Source organism: Megasphaera sp. DISK 18 (assembly GCF_001682955.1).
GTDB classification, from domain to species: domain Bacteria; phylum Bacillota; class Negativicutes; order Veillonellales; family Megasphaeraceae; genus Megasphaera; species Megasphaera massiliensis.
Genome location: NZ_LUGJ01000009.1, coordinates 58,662 through 83,955, shown reverse-complemented (window position 1 = coordinate 83,955; position 25,294 = coordinate 58,662). Strand labels below are relative to the sequence as shown.

The 25,294-nt window shown below is 52.0% G+C and carries 18 protein-coding genes; all 18 read left to right on the top strand.

From position 1 onward, the window contains the following. The first annotated feature begins 468 nt into the window (after positions 1-468). The 18 genes from serC to A0U42_RS02190 all read left to right on the top strand — a co-directional run bounded on the left by serC (position 469) and on the right by A0U42_RS02190 (position 25,279). Positions 469-1,542 carry a 3-phosphoserine/phosphohydroxythreonine transaminase gene (gene serC, locus A0U42_RS02275; RefSeq protein WP_083122163.1) on the top strand — a complete coding sequence of 358 codons (1,074 nt, stop codon included), beginning with the start codon at positions 469-471 and terminating at the stop codon, positions 1,540-1,542. Positions 1,543-1,582: 40 nt separating this feature from the next. Then, positions 1,583-3,175 carry a phosphoglycerate dehydrogenase gene (gene serA / locus A0U42_RS02270; RefSeq protein ID WP_065359696.1) on the top strand — a complete coding sequence of 531 codons (1,593 nt, stop codon included), beginning with the start codon at positions 1,583-1,585 and terminating at the stop codon, positions 3,173-3,175. A gap of 12 nt (positions 3,176-3,187) precedes the next feature. After that, on the top strand, positions 3,188-3,832 hold the full coding sequence (locus A0U42_RS02265; protein WP_065359695.1) for a histidine phosphatase family protein: 645 nt from the start codon (positions 3,188-3,190) through the stop codon (positions 3,830-3,832). A 54-nt stretch (positions 3,833-3,886) separates the two neighbouring features. Beyond that, a complete protein-coding gene (serS, locus tag A0U42_RS02260; RefSeq protein WP_044503280.1) occupies positions 3,887-5,170 on the top strand; it encodes a serine--tRNA ligase in 1,284 nt (427 codons plus the stop codon). A gap of 119 nt (positions 5,171-5,289) precedes the next feature. Next, complete coding sequence (gene glpX, locus A0U42_RS02255) at positions 5,290-6,255, top strand: class II fructose-bisphosphatase (RefSeq protein WP_044503279.1); 966 nt, start codon at positions 5,290-5,292, stop codon at positions 6,253-6,255. A 187-nt stretch (positions 6,256-6,442) separates the two neighbouring features. Then, the gene (murA, locus tag A0U42_RS02250; RefSeq protein WP_044503278.1) at positions 6,443-7,717 is read left to right on the top strand and encodes a UDP-N-acetylglucosamine 1-carboxyvinyltransferase; all 1,275 of its coding nucleotides are present in this window, start codon (positions 6,443-6,445) and stop codon (positions 7,715-7,717) included. Further along, on the top strand, positions 7,698-8,771 hold the full coding sequence (locus A0U42_RS02245) for a rod shape-determining protein (RefSeq protein ID WP_083122160.1): 1,074 nt from the start codon (positions 7,698-7,700) through the stop codon (positions 8,769-8,771). Before murA ends, A0U42_RS02245 begins: the two co-directional genes overlap by 20 nt. A gap of 42 nt (positions 8,772-8,813) precedes the next feature. Then, a complete protein-coding gene (locus tag A0U42_RS02240; RefSeq protein WP_044503277.1) occupies positions 8,814-9,104 on the top strand; it encodes a biotin/lipoyl-containing protein in 291 nt (96 codons plus the stop codon). Positions 9,105-9,115: 11 nt separating this feature from the next. Then, positions 9,116-11,119, top strand: coding sequence for a SpoIVB peptidase S55 domain-containing protein (locus A0U42_RS02235; RefSeq protein ID WP_065359708.1), 2,004 nt, complete (start codon positions 9,116-9,118; stop codon positions 11,117-11,119). Between the two features lie 259 nt (positions 11,120-11,378). Beyond that, positions 11,379-12,143, top strand: coding sequence for an ABC transporter permease (locus A0U42_RS02230; RefSeq protein WP_044503276.1), 765 nt, complete (start codon positions 11,379-11,381; stop codon positions 12,141-12,143). Positions 12,144-12,151: 8 nt separating this feature from the next. Continuing rightward, positions 12,152-12,904 carry an ABC transporter ATP-binding protein gene (locus tag A0U42_RS02225; RefSeq protein WP_044503275.1) on the top strand — a complete coding sequence of 251 codons (753 nt, stop codon included), beginning with the start codon at positions 12,152-12,154 and terminating at the stop codon, positions 12,902-12,904. After that, on the top strand, positions 12,901-14,136 hold the full coding sequence (locus tag A0U42_RS02220; protein WP_065359694.1) for an MlaD family protein: 1,236 nt from the start codon (positions 12,901-12,903) through the stop codon (positions 14,134-14,136). Before A0U42_RS02225 ends, A0U42_RS02220 begins: the two co-directional genes overlap by 4 nt. A gap of 32 nt (positions 14,137-14,168) precedes the next feature. Continuing rightward, entirely contained in the window at positions 14,169-15,833 is a 1,665-nt protein-coding gene (locus A0U42_RS02215; RefSeq protein ID WP_255304078.1) for a TolC family protein, read from the top strand. A gap of 148 nt (positions 15,834-15,981) precedes the next feature. Further along, complete coding sequence (locus A0U42_RS02210; protein ID WP_065359693.1) at positions 15,982-20,265, top strand: translocation/assembly module TamB domain-containing protein; 4,284 nt, start codon at positions 15,982-15,984, stop codon at positions 20,263-20,265. 50 nt (positions 20,266-20,315) lie between these two features. Then, positions 20,316-20,951: a sigma-70 family RNA polymerase sigma factor gene (locus tag A0U42_RS02205; protein ID WP_065359692.1), complete on the top strand. Its 636-nt coding sequence runs from the start codon at positions 20,316-20,318 to the stop codon at positions 20,949-20,951. 166 nt (positions 20,952-21,117) lie between these two features. Then, positions 21,118-21,723 carry a hypothetical protein gene (locus A0U42_RS02200; RefSeq protein WP_044503270.1) on the top strand — a complete coding sequence of 202 codons (606 nt, stop codon included), beginning with the start codon at positions 21,118-21,120 and terminating at the stop codon, positions 21,721-21,723. A 16-nt stretch (positions 21,724-21,739) separates the two neighbouring features. After that, positions 21,740-23,983 (top strand): outer membrane protein assembly factor, encoded by a 2,244-nt coding sequence (locus A0U42_RS02195; protein ID WP_065359691.1) that lies wholly within the window; start codon positions 21,740-21,742, stop codon positions 23,981-23,983. Between the two features lie 18 nt (positions 23,984-24,001). Continuing rightward, the gene (locus A0U42_RS02190) at positions 24,002-25,279 is read left to right on the top strand and encodes a hypothetical protein (protein WP_255304077.1); all 1,278 of its coding nucleotides are present in this window, start codon (positions 24,002-24,004) and stop codon (positions 25,277-25,279) included. The last annotated feature ends 15 nt before the right edge of the window (positions 25,280-25,294 follow it).

Here is a 25,294-nt window from a genome sequence, read left to right as displayed (position 1 = left end):
AGGGCTCATCGCCCCAAAAATCGATGCGTCATCCCACTATAGTTATGATGTCGTATCGATCCTATAGGCTGAGATGAGGGGAACCATTTATTAAAAAAATTCCTTGTGTGAATGAGAATGCAGTCTGTAAAGGCCGTAAATGTTTTTTTACTAAAGCCAGTATTGACAGACTGGGACATTATGTTTATAATATACATAATTTTACAGAAAGCGATGAAAGAGAAGCAAATTACGGGTCTTTTCAGAGAGCTGCCGGTCGGTGCGAGGCAGTAGGGCTGTAAGGCGTTCCGCTCCGGAGCTGCAAATGATGAATTTGACGGGTACGCCCGATACAGCGGTACAAGTTGGCCGAAAGGCAAGTTGGGTGGCAACGCGGGAATACAACTCTCGTCCCTTTGATGGGACGGGAGTTTTTTTTATAGCAGAAGACTTTCCCTGCGGTCTTCGCTGCACAAGAGGGGGAGAAACATGAAAAGAGTGTACAATTTCAATGCCGGTCCATCGGCAATGCCTTTGGAAGTACTGAAAGAAGTGCAAGATGAATTTCTCGATTTTAATGGAACCGGTATGAGTATCGTTGAAATCAGTCATCGCAGTGCCGCCTATCAAGCTATGCAGGATGATACGGTGGCCATGCTGAAGAAGCTCTTGGTCGTTCCGGATGATTATCATATCGTCTTTATCCAAGGCGGCGGCAGTATGCAGTTTACCATGCATGCAGCCAATTTCCTGAAAAATCGCGGCGGGTATTTGAATACCGGCGTCTGGTCCAATAAGGCTATGGAAGCGGCGTCCTTTTTCGGCGAAACCTATGAAGTCGCTTCGAGTAAGGCTGAGGGATTTTCTTATATTCCCAAAGCGGACAGCTTCGCCGTAAAAGCGGATACGGACTATGTCTATATGACGTCGAACAACACGATTCACGGGACGCAGTGGAAGAGTTTTCCCTCCTTCGACGTGCCTTTGTTCTGCGATATGTCCAGCGACTTTCTCAGCCGTCCCGTCGATATCAAGCAGTTTGATTTCATCTATGCCGGTGTTCAGAAAAATGTCGGTCCTGCCGGCGTTGTCGTAGCCATCATCAAAGATGATCTCTTGAAAAAAGTCTGCCGCGACTTGCCGGTCATGATGCAGTATAAGACCTACGTCGATCATGATTCAACGTATAATACACCGCCGGTGTTCAATATTTACTTCGTCAATAAAGTCGCTCACTGGCTTGATCGTAACGGCGGCCTCTCGGCCATGGCGAAGCGCAATCAGGAAAAAGCAGCTATCGTCTATGATGCCATCGATGAAAGCAACGGTTTTTATCGGGGCCATGCCGCGAAAGATTCACGCAGCCTGATGAACGTCACCTTCAACCTGCCGACACCGGAATTGGAAGCTCAGTTCGTTGCAGCCGCAGCCGAACAGGATCTCATCGGCATCAAAGGGCACCGCTCCATCGGCGGCTGCCGGGCTTCTCTGTATAATGCCGTTACGGAAGAAGGCTGCCGGGCCTTGGCGGATTTCATGAAAGATTTCCATAAAAAGCATTAATATTGTATATAAGGAATAGGATCTATAGGGGGATACGAAAATGAAAATTTTAGTCAGCGATGACGTATCGATGAAGGGCGTAGAGCTCCTTCGTGAAAATGGTTACGAAGTCGACGTTAAGAAAAATCTCGATGAAGACGGCCTCATTGCCTGCATTGGCGAATACGACGGCCTCATTACCCGGTCGATGACCCACGTTACGGAAAAGGTCATCGCCGCCGCAACGAAACTGAAAGTCGTCGGCCGTGCCGGTGTCGGTGTCGACAGCATCGACTTGAAGAGCGCTACTGCGCGGGGCATCGTCGTTGTCAACACGCCGACGTCGAATACGTTAGCGGCAACGGAACACACTTGTGCCATGATCATGGCCATTACCCGACACATTCCGCAGGCCCATAATTCACTCATGGCCGGCAACTGGGACCGCAAGACATTCACGGGCATTCAGCTCCAGAATAAGACCCTCGGCATCATCGGCGTCGGCCGTATCGGCTCGCGCATTGCAAAACGGATGCAGGCCATGGAAATGAAGACCATCGGCTATGACCCGTATATTCCCGAAGAACGGTTTAAACAACTCGGTGTTGAACCCGTCGATTTAGATACCCTTCTCGAACGGTCCGACTACATTACGATGCACACGCCGCTTACGAAAGAAACGACAGGCCTTATCGGTAAGGATGAAATTGCCAAAATGAAAGATGGCGTGCGGGTCATCAACGTCTCGCGCGGTGCCGTCCTCGACATCAATGCCCTGGCCGATGCCTTGAAGAGCGGCCACGTAGCCGGCGCTGCCATCGACGTATTTCCGACGGAACCGCTTACGACGGATATCAATCCCTTCGTTGGCATGGACAATGTCGTCATCACGCCGCATCTCGGCGCTTCGACCGTAGAAGCGCAGATCGGTGTTTCCGTTGACGTTGCCGAAGGCGTCATGGAAGCTTTGAAAGGGGAACCCGTTGCTACGGCTGTCAATATGGCTCCCGTTCCGCCTCATGTCTACAACGTTATCCATCCTTATTTCGACCTCATGGAACGGATGGGGAATTTAGGCGTATATTTGGCCGATGCACCCATGAAGGAAATCGAAGTCGAATATACGGGCGAACTGGCCGATACGGAAACGCGCCTCTTGACGACGGCCGTCCTCAAAGGGGCTTTAAATCCCATCCTGCAGGAATCGGTCAATTACGTCAACGCTTCTGAAGTGGCTAAGACGCGCCACATTGCCGTTAAGGAAATCAACAGTCAGTCCAACAACTACTTTGTAAACTCGGTTACTGTCCGCGTTCGGACCAATAAGGGCGAACACGCCATTGTTGGCGTCCTGTTCAATGGGACGGAAGCGAAAATCGTTCAGATCGATGAATACCGCGTCGACTTTAAACCGGAAGGCTACTTGCTCCTCGTACCCCACGTCGACCAGCCGAATATGATCGGTCAGATTTCGACCATCCTCGGCCAGGCTCATATCAACATCATGGGCATGCAGGTCGGCCGCATGACGACGACGGGCAACAACATCATGGCCATTGCCGTCCAGGATGATATTCCTAACGACATCATGGTCAAGCTCCGCTCGATCAACGGGATTCTCGACATTAAACTCATTCACTGTGACACACACTAAAAGGGGAAGATTATGGTACGCATCATACTTATTCGCCACGGCGAAACACAATGGAACATTGAAGGCCGCTACCAGGGACAGGAAGACACGCACCTCAGCGAACGGGGCCAGCTCCAGGGCCGCATGGTTGCTGACGGCTTAAAGAATACGCCCATTGACGTGGCTATTTCAAGTCCGCTCGAACGGTCCTACATGACCTGCTCTTTCTGTGCGGCGCTTCACGGTCTCACGGTCTTAAAAGATGACCGCCTCCTTGAAATCAATCACGGCGATTGGGAAGGGCGGCTGGCTGATGACATCAAGGCTCAGTATCCTGATGAATTTCAGCGCTGGCATACGGCGCCTCACACGGTCACCATGCCGGGCAAGGGCGGCGAGTCTTTGGAAGACGTCCGCAGCCGTGTCCGGGCGGCCTTCGATGATTACGTTCAGAAATATGACGGCAAGACGGTCTTGGTGGCAGCTCACGATGCCGTAAACAAGGCCATCATTTGTGACGTTCTGGGCCTTGATTTAAGCCATTTTTGGCAGATCAAGCAGGACAATACCTGCATCAACGTCTTAGAATGGCAGGATGGGACCTGGCGTTTGGTCCTGCTCAATTCGACGAATCATATGGGGTATTTGTTCAGTGGTATTGAACAAAAAGGGTTATAATACTATCGCAGCGAGGTAGTTAAAGTATATTTACAGAGGAAGGAAGCAGCTATCATGTTAGATACGAAATTCATCCGCGACCACGTAGAAGAAGTTAAGGAAAACATTAAGAATCGCCACGCCCATGCCGACGTCGACGCCTTCGTCGCCTTAGACGATAAACGGCGTGAAATCCTTCAAAAAGTCGAAGCCATGAAGAATGAACGCAATACGGTTACCAAGGAAATCAGCCAGCTCAAACGCAATAAAGAAAATGCCGACGCCCAGATTGCAGCTATGAAGAAGCTCGGCGACGACATCGACGTCCTCGATAAGGAAGTCAAGGCTGTCGAAGCCGATATGCACGCCATCCAGCTCATGATCCCTAATATGTGCCATCCGTCGGTTCCGGTCGGCAACGACGACAGCGATAACCCGGAAGTCCGCAAGTGGGGCGAACCGAAACAGTTCGACTTTGAACCGCTGAACCACTGGGACGTCGGAGAACGCTTAGGTCTTCTCGACTCTGAACGGGCCGCAAAGGTTACTGGTGCCCGTTTCTATTACTATGTCGGCGCCGGCGCCCGTTTGGAACGCGCTGTGTACAATTTCATGCTCGACCAACATACGGAAAAAGACGGCTACACCGAAGTCATTCCGCCATATATCGTCAATCGCGATTCCATGACCGGTACGGGTCAGCTGCCGAAATTTGCGGAAGACATGTATAAGCTCAATGTCGAAGGCGAAGAAATGTATATGATCCCGACGGCAGAAGTACCGCTTACCAACTATTACCGCGGTGAAATCATCGACGGCAGTAAACTGCCGATTTACTTCACATCCCTGACACCGTGCTTCCGCGCTGAAGCCGGTTCTGCCGGCCGCGATACGCGAGGCCTCATTCGCCAGCATCAGTTCCATAAAGTCGAAATGGTAAAATATTCGGCTCCGGAAACGAGCTACGATGAACTCGATAAACTGACACAGAATGCCGAAGATATCTTAAAGGCTTTGGGCCTTCCCTATCACGTCGTCTGCCTCTGCACGGGCGATATCGGTTTCTCGGCTGCCAAGACTTTCGACGTCGAAGTCTGGTTCCCGGCCCAGGGGAAATACCGTGAAATTTCTTCGTGTTCCAATACGGAAGATTTCCAGGCACGGCGGGCTAACATCCGCTTCCGCCGGAACCCGAAATCGAAGCCGGAATTCGTCCATACCTTAAACGGTTCGGGCTTGGCTGTAGGCCGCACGGTCGCTGCTATTCTCGAAAACTATCAGCAGGCTGACGGTTCGGTCGTAGTACCGGAAGTCCTTCGTCCGTACATGCACTGCGACGTCATTACGAAAGAAAAATAAAAGCCTCGTCCCTGAGATGCTGTTAAAAAAAACTCCTGTCTAAAAGCAGGAGTTTTTTACTTTGCCTAGAAATAATACTATATATGTGTTTTCGTTATTTTTAGACAAGGAGGTTCCTTATGAATCGCGTATTGACCTTGGAGTTTGTTCGCGTTACGGAAGCGGCAGCGGTAAAAGCCGGCCGTCTCATGGGGAAGGGCGATAAGAATGGCGCCGATCAACTGGCTGTCGACGGTATGCATTCGATCTTGTCGACGGTTCCCATCGACGGTACGGTCGTCATTGGCGAAGGGGAAATGGATGAGGCCCCCATGTTATATATCGGCGAAAAAGTCGGAGCCGGCGGTACGGAAGTCGATATTGCCGTCGATCCCTTGGAAGGGACGAATTTGACGGCCAAAGGGCAGGACGGATCCATTTCGGTCATGGCTATTGCCGGGAAAGGTGATTTACTTCACGCGCCGGACATGTATATGGAAAAGCTCTGCGTCGGACCGCGGGCTAAGGGGCGCATCGACTTGAATCAGTCCGTGCCGGAAAACCTGCGCCGCATCGCCGAGGGCTTAGAACGAGGCATCGATGACTTGACCGTCGTCATCCTCGACCGGCCGCGCCACAAAGACCTTATCGACGAGTGCCGCAGCGCCGGTGCCCGTATCAAGCTCATTACCGACGGCGACGTTTCACCGGCGGTCGACGCCGGTATCGAAGGTTCCGGCGTCCACGTCGTCATGGGAATCGGCGGTGCACCGGAAGGGGTTCTGGCAGCGGCCGCCTTGAAGTGCCTCGGCGGCGATATGCAGGCCCGCCTCATTCCTTATACCGACGAAGAACGGCAGCGCTGTTTGGATATGGGCATCAAAGATATTAACAAGGTCATGACCCTCGATGATCTGGTAAAAGGGGATGACTGCATTTTCTCGGCGACAGCCATTACCAATACGCCCATGATGCGCGGCGTTCAGTACTTTGGCGGCGGCGCCCGGACGATGTCCGTCGTCATGCGTTACCGCAGCGGAACGATTCGTTTTATCGATACCTTCCACCGCTTCAATAAAGAAGCGAAATGGAGTATCCACCTATAACATTTCCTTTACAAGGTATTCCTAAAAAAGGGCTTGTCGCCTAGGCGCCAAGCCTTTTTTTTTCTTTCCGTTTATGGTAGAATAATTTGATAGTAATTATATGCTCAATAGAATGGCATCTTCAGGCATCGCGTCTTTGGAGGCCATTTAGATAAAACTACTCGAATACTATTAGGAGGCACCAGAATTGGAGAAACTTGTTATTCATGGTGGAAAGCCCTTACAGGGCACTGTTCGCGTCAGTGGGGCTAAAAATGCCGTACTGCCCATTATCGTCGCATCTATGTTGGGAACGACGAAAAGTACATTGACCGAGATTCCGAAGCTCGCTGACGTCCATACCGTCTGCGACGTCATCGAATCCCTCGGCGTCCATATAGAACACCCCGAAAGAGATACCCTTATCATTGATGCCCGGGAGTTGACATCGACGACGGCACCGTATGATTTGGTCCGCCGCATGCGTGCGTCCTTTTTAGTTATGGGACCGCTCTTGGCCCGCAAGGGGAGGGCACAGATTTCCCTGCCCGGCGGCTGCTCCATCGGTGCGCGTCCGATTGACTTGCACCTCAAGGCCTTTGAAGCCATGGGCGCCGTCATCAACCTTGAAAACGGCGACATCGAAGCCGTAGCCCCAAATGGCCTGCAGGGCGCTCAGATTTACCTTGATTTCCCCAGTGTCGGTGCGACGGAAAACATCATCATGGCTGCTTCCATGGCTAATGGCAAGACGGTCCTCGAAAATGCTGCTGAAGAACCGGAAATCGTCGATTTGGCAACCTATCTGAACAGCATGGGTGCCAATATTCGCGGTGCCGGTACCAACGTCATCCGAATCGAAGGTGTCAAGGAACTCCACGGTGCCAGCCACGCTGTTATTCCCGACCGCATTGAGGCCGGTACCTTTATGATCGGCGCCGCTATGACCAAGGGCAACATCTTCGTTGAAAATGCCATTTCAGAGCATTTAAAGCCCCTTATTTCTAAGTTAAAAGAAGTCGGTGCCGAAGTGGAGGAAGAAATCGACGGTATCCGCGTCATCGGCCATGAGCCCTTGCGGCCGGCCGATATAAAGACCTTGCCTTATCCCGGATTTCCGACGGATATGCAGGCCCAGTTCATGGCGTTGACGACGCTCTGCCAAGGGACGAGCGTCGTTACGGAAACGGTCTTTGAAAACCGCTTCATGCACGTCGATGAATTTAAACGGATGGGTGCTAAAATCCGAATCGAAGGACGCAGCGCCATCGTAGAAGGCATAGAACAGCTTAAAGGCGCCTCGGTCAATGCCACCGACCTGCGTGCCGGAGCCGCCCTGGTCCTGGCGGGCTTGGTCGCTGAAGGCGAAACGGAAGTCGGTTATCTATACCACATCGACCGTGGTTACGATAATTTTGTATTAAAATTACAAAGGCTAGGTGCAGATATTGTTCGCGTCAATATTGAGGAAGAAGAAAACTAAAAAAAAGGTACAGCCGGCACGGCATTCCCGCTCGTTCTTTTTATCGAACTGGTTTGCCAGTGATATTGCCATTGATTTGGGGACGGCCAACATTATTGTATTCGTTAAAAATAAGGGCATCGTCGTCAATGAGCCGGCCGTCATCGCCGTCGATACGATGGAAAATAAGGTCGTTGCCATCGGCCGCGAAGCCCAGGCTATGATCGGGCGGACGCCGCGCAACATCCATGCCTACCACCCCCTTCGCAACGGCGTCATTGCCGACTACGATGCGACGGAGTACATGTTGCGGTATTTCATCCGTCGGGCCATTGGGAAGTCCTTGTTTTTTAAACCCCGCGTCGTCATCTGTGTCCCGTCGAGCGTTACCAACGTCGAACGGCGGGCTGTCATCGAAGCGGCCATGCAGGCCGGAGCCAGAAAGACGACGGTCATGGAAGAACCGCTGGCAGCGGCCATCGGGGCCGGCCTCGATATTGCCACGTCGAACGGGTCTATGGTCGTCGATATGGGCGGAGGCACGACGGATGTTGCCGTTCTCAGCCTGAGCGGCATCGTCATTAGCGAATCCCTGCGCATCGGTAGCAATACCTTTGATGAAGCCATCATCCGTTATTTGGAAAAGATAAAGCACGTCACCATTGGCCAGCACACGGCAGAAGAGCTGAAAATCTTAATCGGCACGGCTATGAGCGACGGCCGCCGCATGACGGCTGACGTCCGCGGCCGCAGCACGGAAACGGGACTTCCCGTATCGATTGATATCGATTCACAGGAAATCCGCCTGGCCATCGACGAACCGATTCAGACCGTCCTCAAGACGATCGTTTCCATCTTAGAAAAGACACCGCCCGAACTGGCGGCGGACATTGCCGACCACGGCATCGTCCTCACCGGCGGCGGATTACTTCTCGATAGTTTTGACCGTCTTATTTCCCGTACGACCGGCATGGCAGCCTATCTTTGCGAAGATCCGCTGCTCTGCGTGGCCCATGGTGCCGGCAAGGCCGTCCGAGAAATGGACTGCTTAAAAGATAGTTTTGATGATTTATAACTGTTTCGCTCTTTCAGTGAAATAGGAATGGAGGGAGCCGTCATGAAAAAACTTTACAGACTCGCCGTATTAGCCGGACTCGCCGGTCTTCTCGCGATGCCGGCAGCTGCGGCTGATGTATCCTATATAACCGTATTGAGCGGCAGCGTCGTCAGTGTAGCCCCTGTCGGTGCCGCTGTTAAAGAAGGAGATGTTCTTCTTACGGTCAATTCTTTAGCCGGTCCGATGCCGGCAGCCCGTTCTGATAAAGACGGTGTTGTTAAATCGGTCCTCGTCCAGCCGGGCTCGCAGGTACAGCAGGGCGCCGTTGTCGTCGTGGTGGAAACGAAATGATGAAATCCTCCATGACGAAGAAAGTCTCTGCTTTACGGCGTATGGTGGGCCGAGTCTGTCTGACTGCGGCCTTTTCCTGTCTTTTGGCGGTTTCGGCACAGGCTCAGGAATTTATGAACGTCAGTGACGTCCAAATCGGTATGACCGGCTATGCCAAGACCGTCGTTCAAGGGACGGAAATCCAGACCTTCCCCGTTGAAATCTTAGGGGTCATGAAGAACAGCGGCCCGTCGGGGGATTTGATTCTGGCCAAGTTTTCCGGCCCCCTCATCGAACAGACCGGCGGCATTGCCCAAGGGATGAGCGGCAGTCCGGTTTACATCGACGGTAAGCTCCTCGGCGCCGTTGCCTACGGCTGGTCCTTTACCAACTCCCGCATCGGTATGATTACGCCCATCAACGACATGTTGAAACTGTGGAACGTGCCGACCAAGGAAGAAATCCGGCCTTTCAACGCCCGTGAATCGTCGCTCATTCCCATTGCGACGCCGTTGATGATGTCCGGTTTTGATACGACGTCGGCCGAGTGGATGAAGAGTAAGCTGCCCGATTATAATTTCATGCCCGTCGATACGGCATCGGCCAGCACCGATGATGTCGCCATGCCTTTAGAACCCGGCAGCAGTGTGGCTGCCGCCTTCGTTAACGGCGATATGAAGATGGGTGCTATCGGTACGGTCACCTACGTTGACAACGATCACATCGTGGCCTTTGGTCATCCTTTTTTGAAAAAGGGCAGTATCAATTATTTCATGCATAATGCTTATATTTTTACGGTTGTCAACAACCTGTCCAGCTCTTTCAAATTAGGATCTATCGGTGCTGAAGTCGGCAAGATTACCCAGGACCGGGGCGCCGGCATCAGCGGTCAGTACGACTATTTGGCACCGGGCATTCCGGTTACGATCAACGTACGCGATACCGATACCAATACGGCCATGACTAAACGCGTTAAGATCATTGAAGATAATGAACTGACCCCGGTTTTAGCTGCGACGACGGTCTATAATACGGTCAATAAGACCATCGACCGCACCGGCGGCGGCACGGCGACCTTGTCCTATACCATTCGCTCGTCTAATGGCCGCGATAAGGACATTACCCGCCACAATATGTATTATTCCGAAGAAAATATCAATGAAAAGAGCATTGATGAATTGTACAATGTTCTCGATATCTTAAAGCACAACGAATTTATTGATTATCCCGTTCTCGATATCACCATGAACGTCGATATTACCCAGGCCCGCAAGTCGGCTTCCATCGTCGATGCTACAGCCGCTCCGGTTGTCGTAAGTCCCGGGGACAACGTATACTTTAAAGTAAAACTCCATCCCTACCGCGGTGTCGATGAAGTGAAGACCATGAGCTTTACCGTGCCTAAGGATCAGCCCTTGGGGGATATGGTATTAGAAGTCCGCGGCGGCGGTGTCATTCCTTTGCCGTATTTGATCGAAAAGCAGCGCTACAACTTGACCGATGAAATCATCAAACGCCTGCGTCGCTACAAAGATTTTGATGCCTTGAAAAAAGAAATCGACAAGGAAGACTCCAATAATGATTTGGTCATTGAAATCCTCGATCAGGGCGTCAGCATGATCAATGAAAGCGGGACCAAGGTGAGCAAGGAGAAAATCCGCGGTAAAGAACCGGGAACCAGTGCCAAAGATGTCATTAAGCCGAGTAAGCACAATGTGGGCGACGACAATCAAAGCGATGCCAAGTCATCCATCGCTACGCCGTACATCGTCAAAGGCGACGGCCAGATAACGATTAAAGTCGTAACACCGGAAAAACGCGATGCCTTCCTCGCCAAGAACCACAATATCAATGAAGCCAAGGCGATCATCGGTGATGAATCGGATGGAGCGTCCCAAGATGACGAACTGGTAAAATCCGACAAGACCGATGACAGCAAGGATACCGATAAAAAGAACGACAAAAATCAAGATAAGGACGGCGGTAAAGATGCGGCTTCCGTGATTCGGACAGTCGACCTCGATCTGTTCCACTGAGTGTAAAACCGGCTCTTTTACCGGACAAATCGTCCTGCTTTAATAAGACCTGAAAAGGGCTGTCTTCGGACGGCCCTTTTTACTTGCCATTTTTCGCATAAAATGCTATTATTTTACCTATGGAAACTCAAATTAGAATTTTAGTTTTCAGCCTTTATTTTCTCACAATTTAGGCACAATTAAATATTGGTGTTTTACATCCATTTTTAATAATGGTATAGTAAAAGTAGTCTACTACTTAGGGAAAGGGCGGTATTTCATGCAGAAACTTTTAGAAGACATTGGGAAGTTTACCATCCATGTCTTTGAACAAGTCGGTGTCATCGCCATCCTTTTTGCCCGGACGCTGCGCCAGCTTCCGAAGAACCAACGGCAGCTGATGTTCAACCAGATGGCTCATCTCGGCGTCAATTCCCTGCCTATCGTCAGTATGACTCTGCTCTTTGCCGGTATGGTCATGACCTTACAGATCGTCGACATTCTCCTGCGCTACGGAGCACAGTCGACCTTAGGCGGCGTCATGTCCGTTGCTATGGGGCGTGAGTTGGGTCCTATCTTAACGGGCGTCGTCATGGCCGGCCGCGTCGGTGCTGCTATGACGGCAGAAATAGGGACCATGAAGGTTACCGAGCAAATCGACGCCCTGCGCTGCATGGCCGTCAATCCTATTGCTTATTTGGTCGTTCCTCGATTTATTGCCTGCGTCATCATGGTGCCGATGCTTGCTTTTTACGGCTATGTCATCGGGACGGCCGGCGGCTACGGCGTGGCGACCCTCGGGGCCGGTCTGACGCATTTTACGTATGTAAATTCGATTGAATTATTTACGAACATAAGCGATGTCGTCCTGGGCATGGTCAAAGCTATGTTTTTTGGCGGGATCATTGCCCTCGTTGCCTGCAATGAAGGCATGAATGCTCAAAGCGGTGCTGAAGGCGTCGGTCAGGCGACGACGAAATCCGTCGTGACATCGATCATCTTTATTTTTATCTGCAATTATATCTTATCCGTTTTATTATATTGAGGAGGATCATGATTCGTCTTCGCGATGTGACCGTCGCTTATGGCGATAAGGTCATACTGGACAACATTAATTTAGACATTCATCAGGGAGAGACCTTGGCCGTCCTCGGTGCCAGCGGTTCCGGCAAGAGTACGATCCTGCGCCTCATCATCGGTCTGCAAAAGCCGACAAGGGGCCATGTTTTCTTCCATGATACGGATATTACCACTTATGATGAAGACCAGCTGATGGAGGTTCGCCGTCACATGGGGATGGTTTTTCAGTATTCCGCCCTCTTCGATTCCATGACGGTTGGTGAAAACGTAGCCTTCGGCCTTCGTCAGCATACTCACGACGATGCGGCGACGCGGCAGCGAATCGTCAAGGAAAAACTGCATCTCGTCGGTCTCGATGGGATTGAAGATATGATGCCCAATGATTTATCCGGCGGTATGAAAAAACGCGTCAGTTTGGCCAGGGCCATTGCCCTCGACCCGCAGGTCATCCTCTATGATGAACCGACGGCCGGCCTCGATCCGCTGCGCTGCATGGATATCAATCGTCTGGTCGTCAGCATGCAAAAACAGATTCACGCCACCTCGGTCATCGTTACCCACGATATGGATTCGGCTTTTTTTGTCGCCGACCGGTTGGCTTATTTACAGGATGGGCGCTTTCGGCTCATTGCCGATAAAAAAAGTTTTGCCCAAACCGATGACGAAGACGTTCAACGCTTTATCCACGGCGGTCGTCTTCCGGAAGAAAGAGGGGATAGTCTATGAAGTGGAGCTCAGAAGCCAAAGTAGGTTTCGTCACCATCGTCGCTGTCCTCTTATTCAGCGGCGTCGTCATGGGCCTGGCCCATATCGAACTCTTTGGCAAGCCGGGCTTTGTCATCCATACCGAATTTAATGATGCCAACGGGCTGCAAAAGGGAAACTCTGTCCGCTACGTAGGCGTCCATGTCGGTAAGGTCGAAAAAGTAACGCCGTCGCGAAACGGCGTCGATGTGACCATGAAAATCGATAAGGGAACAGAAATCCCGCGGGATTCGAAAATCGTCATTACGACGGACGGCCTCTTAGGGGAGAAAATCGTTTCCATTTCTCCCGGCGCCGACCGCAGCCATCTCTTAGCTGACGGCGATTATATCGACGGCAAGCAGGGCAAGACCATGGACGATATGATGGACAGTGCCAGCAAACTCATGGGGAGTGCCGATGAGATGGTCAAGAGCCTCAATGCCGTTATCGGTGATGAAAAGACCCAGGCTGCCATGCGCGGTTCCATTCAAAATATCGATGCCATTACGGGCCGGACCAGTCAGATGCTCGATGCCAACGCGGCCAATGTCGAAGCCATTACGGCTAATATGGCGGCGGTGACGGCGCAAATGAATGCGTCTATGCAGCAGCTCGATGGTGACGGTGCGACCTCGGCCAATGCCCGGGAAACGGCAGCCAACATCAAGTCCATTACCGATCGCTTTGAAAATATCGCCCAGTCTATGGAAAAGATGACGACTGACCCCAAGACCCAGGCCAATATCCAGACGACCCTCGATAATACGGCTCAGATCACGACTAAGGTCAATAAAATCCTTGGCGGTTCATCGGATATCAAAGTCGAAGGCGAGGGCGGACTCTTATATAACACGACGAAGAACGAAACGAGCGGCACTGTAAATTTTAGGGTGTACCGCGGCGATAGTTTCGGCTTGATCGGAGCTGAAAATATCGGTAACGGTACGAACCTCAACTTACAGTACGGCCGTCGTAACGGCATCTTTGATTTGAGGGCCGGATTGATCAACGGCGACCTCGGTATCGGTACTGATTTATTCCACGACGGGCCTTTTCGCCTGTCCCTTGAAGGGTACGATCCCGATGACTGGCGTTTTCGCTTAAAAGCCCAGTATCGGCTGACGTCGGATCTCTACCTTTTCAGCCAGTTCACGCGGCCCATGAGTCGTCGCGATGGCGGCAATTATTATGGTATTAACTATGCTTTTTAGCAAATTCTATATAAAGAAAACAGGGGGTACCCATGATGAACAACAAACTGTATAAGAAATTGGTCATCGCCATGATGATTACAACCATAAGCACAGTCGCCGTTGCGTCCGCTGACGATACGACGGCATCGGTCCGTCCTGTCGATCTGTCCCAGGCCGATGAAGTCCAGGCCCGGGCTAAAGCGGAAGATAAGGACATCAAAGCCCAGCAGGCACAGCAGAAAAAGGCTGCTAAGGCCGAAGCGAAAGCACGTGCCAAAGCCAATGCCCAGACCGCGGATATTACGCCGGAAATGCGTGAAACACTGGCCCAAAAGATTGCCGATGATTCGGCGAAACTGGCTGAGAAAGAAGCGGCTAAACGGGCTAAGAAAAATGAAATCGATCCGGTCATCGTCGTCGGCCGCGTGCCGACGAACGGCGTCGTCGATTTGACCTTGCCCAGAACGGTTCAGATGGCCCTCGATTACAACCGCGATATCAAGAACTCCAAGTACTCCCTGCGCAAGGCAGAATATGCCATCGATGAAGCCAGAGCCGGCAGAGCCCCCGTCGTCGACTACACCTTCAGCGCTCAGCGTACGCGGGCTACGAACGCCAGCCTCGCTTCGTCCCGGAGCACAAATGCCATTTCCAATGCCTTTGGAAACTCCCTGGCTGTGACCATTCCTCTCTATACGGGCGGTAAGGTCGAAGGCAGTATTGACGTTGCCAAATTGGGTAAAGTCGATGCCCAGGAAGAAATCCTCCGTGTCGAACAGGCGACGAAATATTCGGCTGTTGAAGGCTACTATGCCCTCTTAGCCTATCAGGAATTACAAGGCGTCTATCAGGAGGCCGTCACCAATCTCCAGGGCCATTTAGATAACGTCCAGGCCCAGTACAACGTCGGCACGAAAGCCCGCGTCGACGTCTTGTCGTCTGCTGTTTCCCTGGCCAATGCCAAGACGACAGCCGTTACGGCCGAAAATAATGTGGCCATTTCCGAATCGAATTTAAATAATATCCTCGGCCTGCCGTTACAGACGCAGCTCAATCTGGCCGATCATCAACTGCCCTTTAATACTTACAACATTTCCCTTCAGGAAGCCACGGACTACGCCATGAGATACCGTCCGGAAGTCCTCCAGGCAGCCCTTGCGGTACAGCAGGCTGAACGAAACATCTCTATTGCCGACGCCGGCAATAAACCGACGGTTTCGGTTACCGGCGGCAATAGCTGGTCGGATAATAACTTCCCGGGTGTCGATTCCGACCGCCGCAGCTGGAATATCGGCGCCGGTGTAACCTATACCTTCTATGACGGCGGCGCGACTAAAGCCAAGGTCAACCAGGCTAAGCAGGATCTCCTGGTTGCACGGGAAACGGAACAGGCCACGCGCGAATCGGTACAGCTCGCCGTCAAGCAGGCCTACCTCAATATTCGCAGCGCAGCGCAAAAGGTCGAAGAAACGCAGACCATTGTCGACCAGGCCCGCGAAAACTATCGTATCCAGAACATCCGCTATCAGGCAGGTGTCGGCATCAACCTGGACGTTCTTGATGCCCAGCTCAGCTTGAATGAAGCTCAGGTCAACCACATCCAGGCCCTGTACGACTACAACGTCGGCATTGCAAAACTTGAACAAGTCATGGGGGTCGACGTCGAATCAGGCGTCATCCACCCGTCTTCGAACGGAACAGGCGGTCAATATTAAGGGAAGAGGACGATGACAGGTTTTTAACAATTTTCGGAGAAACGTTCCGATTTGTCATCTATTTCTTGATTTTCCGCAATACCATAGGTAGAATAAAGAGAGAATTAGAACGTGTAATTCTCTCTTTTTTCGTATGTGGAGCTTGCTTATGAAGAAAAAATGGATTGCTGCCTGCGGTTTTTCCGCTTTTTTTCTATCTGCCGGCATTGCCTTGTGGATGGAAAAACCGGCTTTAACCCAAATGGCGAGCAATATGATTACGACAACTGCAAACAGTAAACTGAATGGAACCTTGGGGTTCTCTTCTCTTGATATATCTTTGACCGGCCAAGTGGTCTTGGCAAAACCGGTTATTAAAGACTCGCAGGGCCGCATCGTTTTCGAAGGCGAGGACGTCCGCATCTATGTCAATCCCGGTAAGATTGTAACGGCGTTAAAGCAGGGGGAAATCCTCCAGGCTTTGGACACAGCCGACGTCAATAAACCGGTCCTTCATCTGTGGCAGAATCGAGACGGATCGTGGAATATCACGTCGATTTTGAAACCGACGGAAAGCAGCAGTGATTCCGGCTTTCGCGGCGTGATCCGTGTTCATGACGGCACGGTACGGGCGCTGTTGCCTGACAATACCCTCGTCGTCGGGAACGACGTTACGGCTAGTGTTTCCTTCGCCAAGTACCCGTCCATGAACATCGATGCCGATATGAATGTCGACGGACAGAAAATCACGGCTCATGGAAGGTATGCTTCCAGTCGGCAGTATGACTTTGTCGTCAATGCCGATGCTGTCGACGCCCGGTATGCGTCCTTCCTCATTCCGGCCTCAAACGACGTCGTCCTTCAGAAGGGCACTGTCAAAAATGCCAAGGTCCGCGTTGCTGATAGTCACAAGGGCTTTTTCATGTCCGGTCAGGCCGATTTTGCGGACGGTAAATTGGATGTAAGCGGCGTTGCCATTGACGAATTAAAAGGGCATGCTGATCTTACGAGCAACGACGTTACCCTGTCAGGTGTCGAGGGCTTGGCCAACGGTCAGGCCTTCCGCATCGACGGTAAGGTCGTAACCAATGGGGATGTTCCCGTTTTCAATCTCAACGTCGACGTACCCGGTGCGGATGTGACGGCTTTTGCAGGCTACATCCCGGAAGGAACCAGCGGGACGGCGGATTTTAAAGGTATCGTCTGGGGCTCGACCGAAGATGTCCGAGTGAAGGGAACTGCCGGTATTCATAACTTTGCCTATAACGGCTACACCGTCGATGAGGCTTCGGCTGACGTCAACTACAGCGGTCAGATGGTGACCGTCGATTCTCTGACGGCCCGGGCTTTTGGCGCCTACATCAAGGGGAAGGCCCAATATGATGTAAATACAGGCGCCTATGCCGCCGAAGCCGACGTAAGCGGCCTTGATTTGACGGCTGTCCCCGATATGCCGGTCGGGGTTATGGGCCTCGTTTCGGGCTCGTTCCGAGCTGGAGGAAACAGTAAGGATGGCTCTATCCTGGCGACGGGGACGGTACAGGCATCGAATCTTTCCTACAATGGACTGGCAGCGGACCGGGCTCAGGCCGATGTGACCTATGACGGCCATGTCGTCAACGTCAATCAAGGTCATGCCGATGTCGGCGGCGGCAGTCTTGATATCAGCGGCTCCTATGATGTCGACCAACAACGACCGCAATTTTCCTTTACAGCCCATGATATCCCCCTCGATATGGCTTCGCCGCTATTGTCTGTGCCTATGAGCGGGACCGCGGATGCTGCCGGACATATTGACGGACAAAATTGGGACTTGGCCTTCAGTGCCAAAGACGGCCAAATCAAAGGGATGCTCTTTGACAGCATTAACGGGTCGGCTCACGGTCAGGGAAAACAGATTGAAATTCCGGCCCTCTACTGGCGGCGCGGTGAAGGCCTGCACACCTTGACCGGCCGAGCGGATCTGGACAGCCGGACTGTCGACGCCTCGCTTACGACGTCCCATATTCGCGTGGAACAACTGCTGCCCCTTGTCGGCAAGGAAGATTTGCCGCTCACGGGCTGGGCCGATAATACGGTGACGATAAAGGGAACCCTTGACAATCCGTCGGCTGCCGGTTCCTTCCGACTGACCAGCGGCTCCTACGCCGGTTACTTGTATAAGAATATCAGTGCTGACTACCGCCTCAATCAGGGAACCGTCTATTTGTCGAACGGGGATATTTCGTCCTATACGGCTTCGGTAGCCCTAGAAGGTTCTATTGGTGATACGCTGAATCTCGATGTGACCGGGAAAAATATCGACGTTTCCCGACTGGCCCCGCAGAATCAGACGCCGCGCAGCGGTTCTTTTGATCTGACGGCGCATATTGGAGGAACTATGTCCGCTCCGACGGCATCCGGGGCTTTGAAGGCAGATAATTTGGTGATCAATCATATGGTCCTCAACGACGTCCATGGTGATTTTGCCTATTACGACAGCATACTGCGGCTGACCAATCTGCATTTCTCACAGCTCGATGGCAATTATGATGCCAATTTGATGTATAATACGAAAACCTCCTTTATTCGTGGCCAGGCGACGGTCGTCAACGGCGACATTGCCGGTCTGATTAAAGTGGCCGATATGCCGGTACAGGATATTACCGGGAAACTGAACGGTCAGATTGATGTCAGCGGTACCAGTGACAATCCGACAGTCTCTATGAAAGGGAATATCAGCCAAGGTACTTTTGGCGGCGAAACCATCGATCCGTCTGATGTCGACGTCAGACTGGAACAAGGCATCGTCAATATCAATAAGCTGGCTCTTAAAATCGGAGACGGTACCTTAGCGGCCAAGGGTTCCTATGCCCTTCATGGCCCGGTGGCTTTATCGGTGGCAGCGAAACAGTTCCCGTCTAAGGCCTTGATGACTGTATTGGGCAAGAATGATTTCGTCGTCGATGCGCCCATCGATTTTGCCGCTGACCTCAGCGGGACCTCTGATGACCTTCAGGCCGACGTATCGGCTCAGCTTGGAAGCGGTACGGCCAATGGCATTTCCATCAGCGGTGCCTTTGCCCTGTTTAATATTCGTCGCGGCATGATTACGGTCCAGCAAGCCAGTGCCAGCCGCGACCCTTATAAAATCAGCGCCAAAGGGACGATTCCTGTCAGTGCCCTTTCCGGCGGTAAGACCGATGAGTCGATGGATGTCGACTTCCAGCTCTCGAATACGAACCTCGATATCCTGACCTTCCTTACCCCTTATGTAACGGATGCCGACGGTCAGATACAAGGGGCCGTTAAGGTTAGCGGAACTCTGGCGGATCCGCAGGTTACCGGTGACATTACCGTAAAAGACGGGACCATTAAGTTCAAGGATACGGTTTATCCGCTAAATGATATCAACGCCGATTTATCCTTCAAGGGACGTAGCGCCGTCCTCAGCGGCAGCGGCACTATGGATAAAAAAGGCAAGAAGGATCCCGGCAGTGTCAGTATCAGCGGAAATGCCTCGTGGAGCGGCCGCAGCCTCGATACGTACTCCTTATCGGCAGATTTTGCCAATCTCAATGTGGATAATCCTTACTATAATGGGCCCCTTACGGGGTATATCAACGTCACGCCCGGTGACGGACGACCGAAAATCGGCGGCCTTATCGATATCAACAACGCGACCATTGACGTCCCGCTGACCCTCAGCGAAAGCTCATCGACGCCTGATTTGGACCTCGACTTTACCTTATCCTTAGGCGACAAGGTCCGTCTTTATAACTCGGCTCTCTATGACCTCATGGTGACCGGCGCCGTTTCCTTTAAGGGCAGCCTGGAACATCCCAATCCGTCAGGCCGTTTTGAAGCTACGCGCGGTTCGGTTCACTACTTGGATACGAATTTCCGCGTTTCCAAGGCCATTGCCGACTTTTCACGCTACGACTCACTTCTGCCGTATATCGATGCCGAAGGTATCAGCCGCGTCGGCCAATATACGGTCATGCTGACTCTGCGCGGTCAGGCCGATAACATGGATCTCCTGCTTCGTTCGGATCCGCCGCTCACCAAGCCGCAGATCGTATCGCTCATTACCCTGCGCAATGGCAGCGGCCGTCCCCAGAGTTCCATCGGTGAAGATGATATGAATTCCCTCCTCGGTTCGGGCATCCGCATGACGCTGAACAGCTTGGGTATTACTCAGAGCCTGGAAAAAGCCTTGTCCTTAGATATGCTGACCGTAACCAACGGGTCCCTCGACCTCAATGATAGAAATACGGATGTCGGCAACAACTACTACAATATTGAAATGGGCAAATACCTGTTCAATGACTTTATGGTCACAGCGGCCTTTGGCCTCAATCACGATGACAATCGTTTCGGTATCATGTATGATTTGGGCAGCCGCTTCAGTCTCAGTGCCTGGACATCGAGCGACAACAACTTTATCGGTGCCCTCTATAAATACAATTTCTAAATCTATCTTTTTATGTGCCTCATGGAAACGATGAAAGGAGGTGAAAGGCCATGCTGGAAGATTATTTACAGGAACTGCAGAAGATAACCTTGTTGCAGCCGGAAGAAGAAGCTGCTTTGTGGCAGGCTTATAAAGAAGGCGGCGATGCCGGGGCACGCAGCCGTCTTATTGAACAGTACCAGCCCCTGGTATTTAAAGAAGCCATGCGCTGGAATATCCACACGGATCTTTTGCTCGATGCCCTGCAAGAAGGGACACTGGGGCTCATGGAAGCCGTTGAGCGCTATGACCACAGCCGCGGTGTGGCTTTTCCCTTATTTGCCGTTCATCGCATCCGCGGGGCTATCCTCGACTATTTAAAGCGGGAAGGGGCCGTCAGTGCCATGTCCCTCGATGCACCAGACGAACAGGGGATGACTCTGCAGGATACCTTGTGCGATGACAGAGAGGACCCGGCGGAAGCGGCGAGTCGCCAGTTCCTTTTTGAAAAAGTCAGCGGGGTACTGCAGCGCCTGCCTGAAAAAGAGCAGGCCGTCGTCGAAGGCGTCTATCTGAACGATGTCGAGCAGAAGCATTTAGCGAAGGCCCTCGATATCAGTCTGCCTTACGTATACCGTCTGCAAAAGCGGGGCATCCGCAGGGTGAGGGGGATGCTCAGCCGCTTTATTCACGACAGCCGGGATTAAATTTTTTGTAATTTCGTAAATTTGGCCTGTTTTTAGGTGAAAAGAATTGGAAAATGCTGTAAAATATAGATTATGGCATATTTTTGCTTTCTTTTGCCGGTATAAACTCATATGGCCTCATCCGATATTATAAGCGTATTCGTTTATACAGAAAGGAGAAGGCTGTATGAAACGCTCCCAAAACGATACCCTTCACCGTGTTCGGGCTGTTCAGTCCTGGCTGGAAAAGGCGGAAGCATCTTTTGACAAAGAGTCCGATATCAAGGGCGAACTCAATTTGATGCTGGCCGAGGCGGAAATGAAGAATTTACGCCGACACCGTCCCGCCCATAAGCGCTTTTTGCGCCTTGGAGCCATCGTCACGGCCCTTTGTTTGGTGACGGGCGGCTGGTATCTTTTCCATCAGCCGCGGCAGACTGACTTGCCGCGGTCGGTAGAAGCATCCGTTTATGGAGAACGGCCAAAGCATGAATCAGGCGATACTGCGGACAGCGCAGCCCCGCCGGCTGCAGTTTCCAAAGAAGCTGCCGGAAAGTCCGGCACGGATCAGGAAACGCAGCTCTCTGTTCAATCCTTGCCGCAAACGTCGATGGCAGCAACTCCTGCTGTTGTCGAAGAACTGGCTGAACAGCCGTCCGCTCCGGCTGCAGGCGACCAGCAAACGGCATCGCCCGCTGTGCGGGAAGAAAAGGCAGTCCTGTCGGACAGCCAATTACAAGCTACTGTACAAGAAGCGCGTCATACCCTACGCGGTACCGGTATGGCGAAATAACTAATGGAGGATTTTTATGAATATGCGGAAGAAGAAACTGCTCGCGCTGATGGTAACCAGCGCGATAATGACTTGCCCCGTCTGGGCAGAGGATACGACGGCGACGACCGGTTATGAAGCGTCGACTACCGGAACGGTTACGACTTCAGGGTCGGCGGCAGCACCGACGGATGATGACAAGAAAACAGCGGTCAATGCTGTCGTAACTTCGCCGAATGATGAGTCTAAAGAAGAAGCGATCCAAGCTGCTAAATCAGGCCTTACGGGTTATGAAACGGAAGATGAACTGGCTTCCATTGCAGCCGGGAGAAGTCCTGAAGCCGTTCAGCAGGAAGCGGAAGAAGCGGCTCGCAAGGCTGAAGAAGCCAGAAATCCCGAACCTGTCGATAAGACACCGCAGATTTCCGGTGAAAAAGTTACTTATATGAGCGGGACCAGCGATATGCAGTTCGATACTTCCATTCCCGGATATCCCATGGCGGTCATCCAACCCGGACAGGACGTATCCCTGCCCTACGGTGAAGCCGTAACCGATGCCGAACTAAAGCCTTATGTCGATAAGGTCGCGACGTCGGTTTCGGTCAGCCCCGTGCCGGAACCGCAGATTGAACAGAACATCCTGCCTCGTCTGGCTATGCGCGTCGGCGATGCCATCAACATGGACTACATCCGTCATGATCTCAATGTCATCGGGGCGACGGGTTTATTTTCAACGGTAAAACCGGCCTTTACCAACGTTCCTGAAGGCGTTGTCCTGAACTATACCGTTCAAATGAATCCTGTCGTTAAGAAAATCGACATCGTCGGCAACGAATCGATCAGCACCGGCGATTTGATGAAACTTGTCGCTACGACGCCGGGCACGACCCTCAATACGGCCGTCGTTAGCCATGACGTTGCCAATATCAATACGGCCTTTGCCAATGCCGGCTATATGATGAGTCACGTCTCTGATGTCCGTTTGGACGACGAAGGGACCCTCCATATTGCGATTACCGAAGCCCGCATTGAAAATATCAACCTCCGCGGCAATACGAAGACCCGGAATAACGTCATCATGCGTGAACTGCGCATGAAGAAGGGCGATATCTTCAATAAAAATGCGGCTAGCCGCAGTATTCAGCGTGTTTATAATACGGGCTATTTTGAAGACGTCAACGTCCGCCTCCTCCAGGGCCAGAAAAATGCCCAGAACGTCATCGTTGAAATCGACGTTACCGAACAGAAGACGGGGTCCGTTACCATCGGTGCCGGCTACTCCGATTCGGACGGCTTAGTCGGTATTCTCGGCCTCAGTGAAACGAACCTCCGCGGTACTGGTGATAAGGTCAATATCAGCTGGGAATTCGGCGGTAATACGGATTCCAATAAGAACTATATCTTCTCCTATACCCATCCCTATCTCAATGATGCCGGAGACTCCATCGGCTTCAGCCTCTTTGACCGCGAATCGGAATACGAAGACTATAACGAAAAGGGCGACTCCGTTGCCGACTACGACCGCCGGACCAACGGCTTCAACGTTACCTACGGCCGTGTCCGCAGTGAATACGTCAGCGACTATGTCACCTTAGAAACGAAGAAAACGAAGTATACCGACTATAATAGCGGGGCTGACTATCAGTCCTGGGTCGACGGGACGGGCGACTACTATGGTTATTGGGGCGGCAGTGCCGATGCCTATCGAAATTATTTAAAGAATAACTTCGGCCGGACCAACAGCATGACCTGGTCTCACGTTTTCGATAACCGCGATAACGTCTACGATCCGACGAAGGGGAAACGCTTGGCCTTCACCGGTGTTTGGGCCGGTCACGGCATGGGCGGTGACTTCGACTACTTCAAGTTCATTGCGGAAAACCGCCTCTATTATAAAGTCGGCCGTGCTCACGTCATTGCCGTTCGTCTCATGGGCGGTATTGCCACCGGTGACATGCCCTACAATGACCTCTTTACCTTGGGCGGTGCCGATACGCTGCGCGGCTATGAAGACGATGAATTCCGCGGCAACAAAATGTATGAAGCGACCATTGAATATCGTTACCCCATTGCTAAAAAAATCCAGGGCGTCGTCTTTACCGACGTGGGTAATGCCTGGGGCGGCGTAGAAAACATTCCTTGGTATAAAGAAAATAATAAGATTCACTATTCCGGCGGTATCGGCTTCCGTATTACGACGCCGATCGGCCCGATTCGTTTAGACTACGGTATCGGCAGCGAAGGCGGCAAGTTCCACTTCAGCTTTGGCGGCAAGTTCTAGGGTCGTGAAAGGTCGTGGATGATGAGAATCCGCACTTGTTTATTGACTGTCTTTACTGTCTGTGCTAGTCTTAGTAGTGTTGCCGCTGCCTCTGTAGAACAGGTGGCGGTACACCTGTCTTCTGTCCAAGAGACAATCCCGCCCTTGGTCCAGAGACGGATTGCTGCCAGTATTCAGACTGTCGGCAATCATGTATTTCTCAATCAGGACAGCGAAGACATTGCCGGCCGCTCTGAGGAATACGAGCGAATCGTCAACGATATCATCAATCGCGTCCTCATCGGCTATACCGTAGAATCTATCGCCATCAACCCGGGGAGCCGGACCGACCTCGATGTCCGTATCCGGCCTTGGGGCGATACGATTCGCAAGGTGAACCTGACCGTCGATTACGGGGCTTTGCCGGAAATGGGACGCCAGATGGTTGATAAAGACCTCAGCGGTGCCGGTGACATGGTGGAAAACCTGCTCATCGGTCTGCCTGTTGATGCCCTCGATTGGGCCAATGGTGCCGTCAAATCGGTCATGGAAACGGAATTGGAAACGAGAGTTCCCGAGTTTTATCCGCATATCGTGATTCGCGGCGGTCAGGAAACGGACGTGACGGTCTATATGATGCCTAAACTTCCGGTCGTTCGCAACGTTCGCGTAGCCATTAAAGGAGAAGATGTGCCTAAGGTCATCTTTCTCAGCGCTCGGAACAATCTGGAGCATACCTATGCCGGTTTGGAAGGGTTGCCGGTCGCTTTCGTCCGCCGTCATGAACAGGATGTCATGGCAGCCCTTTCCGGGGATGTACAGCGCCAGTGGGTCATCAAGCATTACGGACTCCACGTGACGCCGTCTCTTGCCGTCGATGAAGACACGACGATAAGCATTACTTCGGAAACTGCTTTTTACGACATCCGCGGTGGTGCCTATCTCGATATAGGCCGTCGTCATGATGAAGCGGACACGGTCCTTATGGCTCACTTGGGACGAAAAATCGGAAGTCACCATGAGATATACGGGGAGGTCAAATTCATGCCCTCGCCTCTCGATTGGAACTTTATTCCCGGGTACTTCTACCGCTTTACCGGCGGTACCGAGACGGGCTATCAGTTTGAAAGCCTCGACGACAGCCATCACCTGTGGCTTCGGCAGCCCTTGGGCAGCCGTTGGGCCCTGCGGTATGACCGCGATTTGACGCATACCGAAAATGAAGTAGGCCTTCAGTATCGCGTCGACGATTATGTCGGCTTAGAGTATGTCGTATCCGACCATGATCATTGGCTTCGAATCATAGGTTATTTGTAAGATAAAGGAGATTTT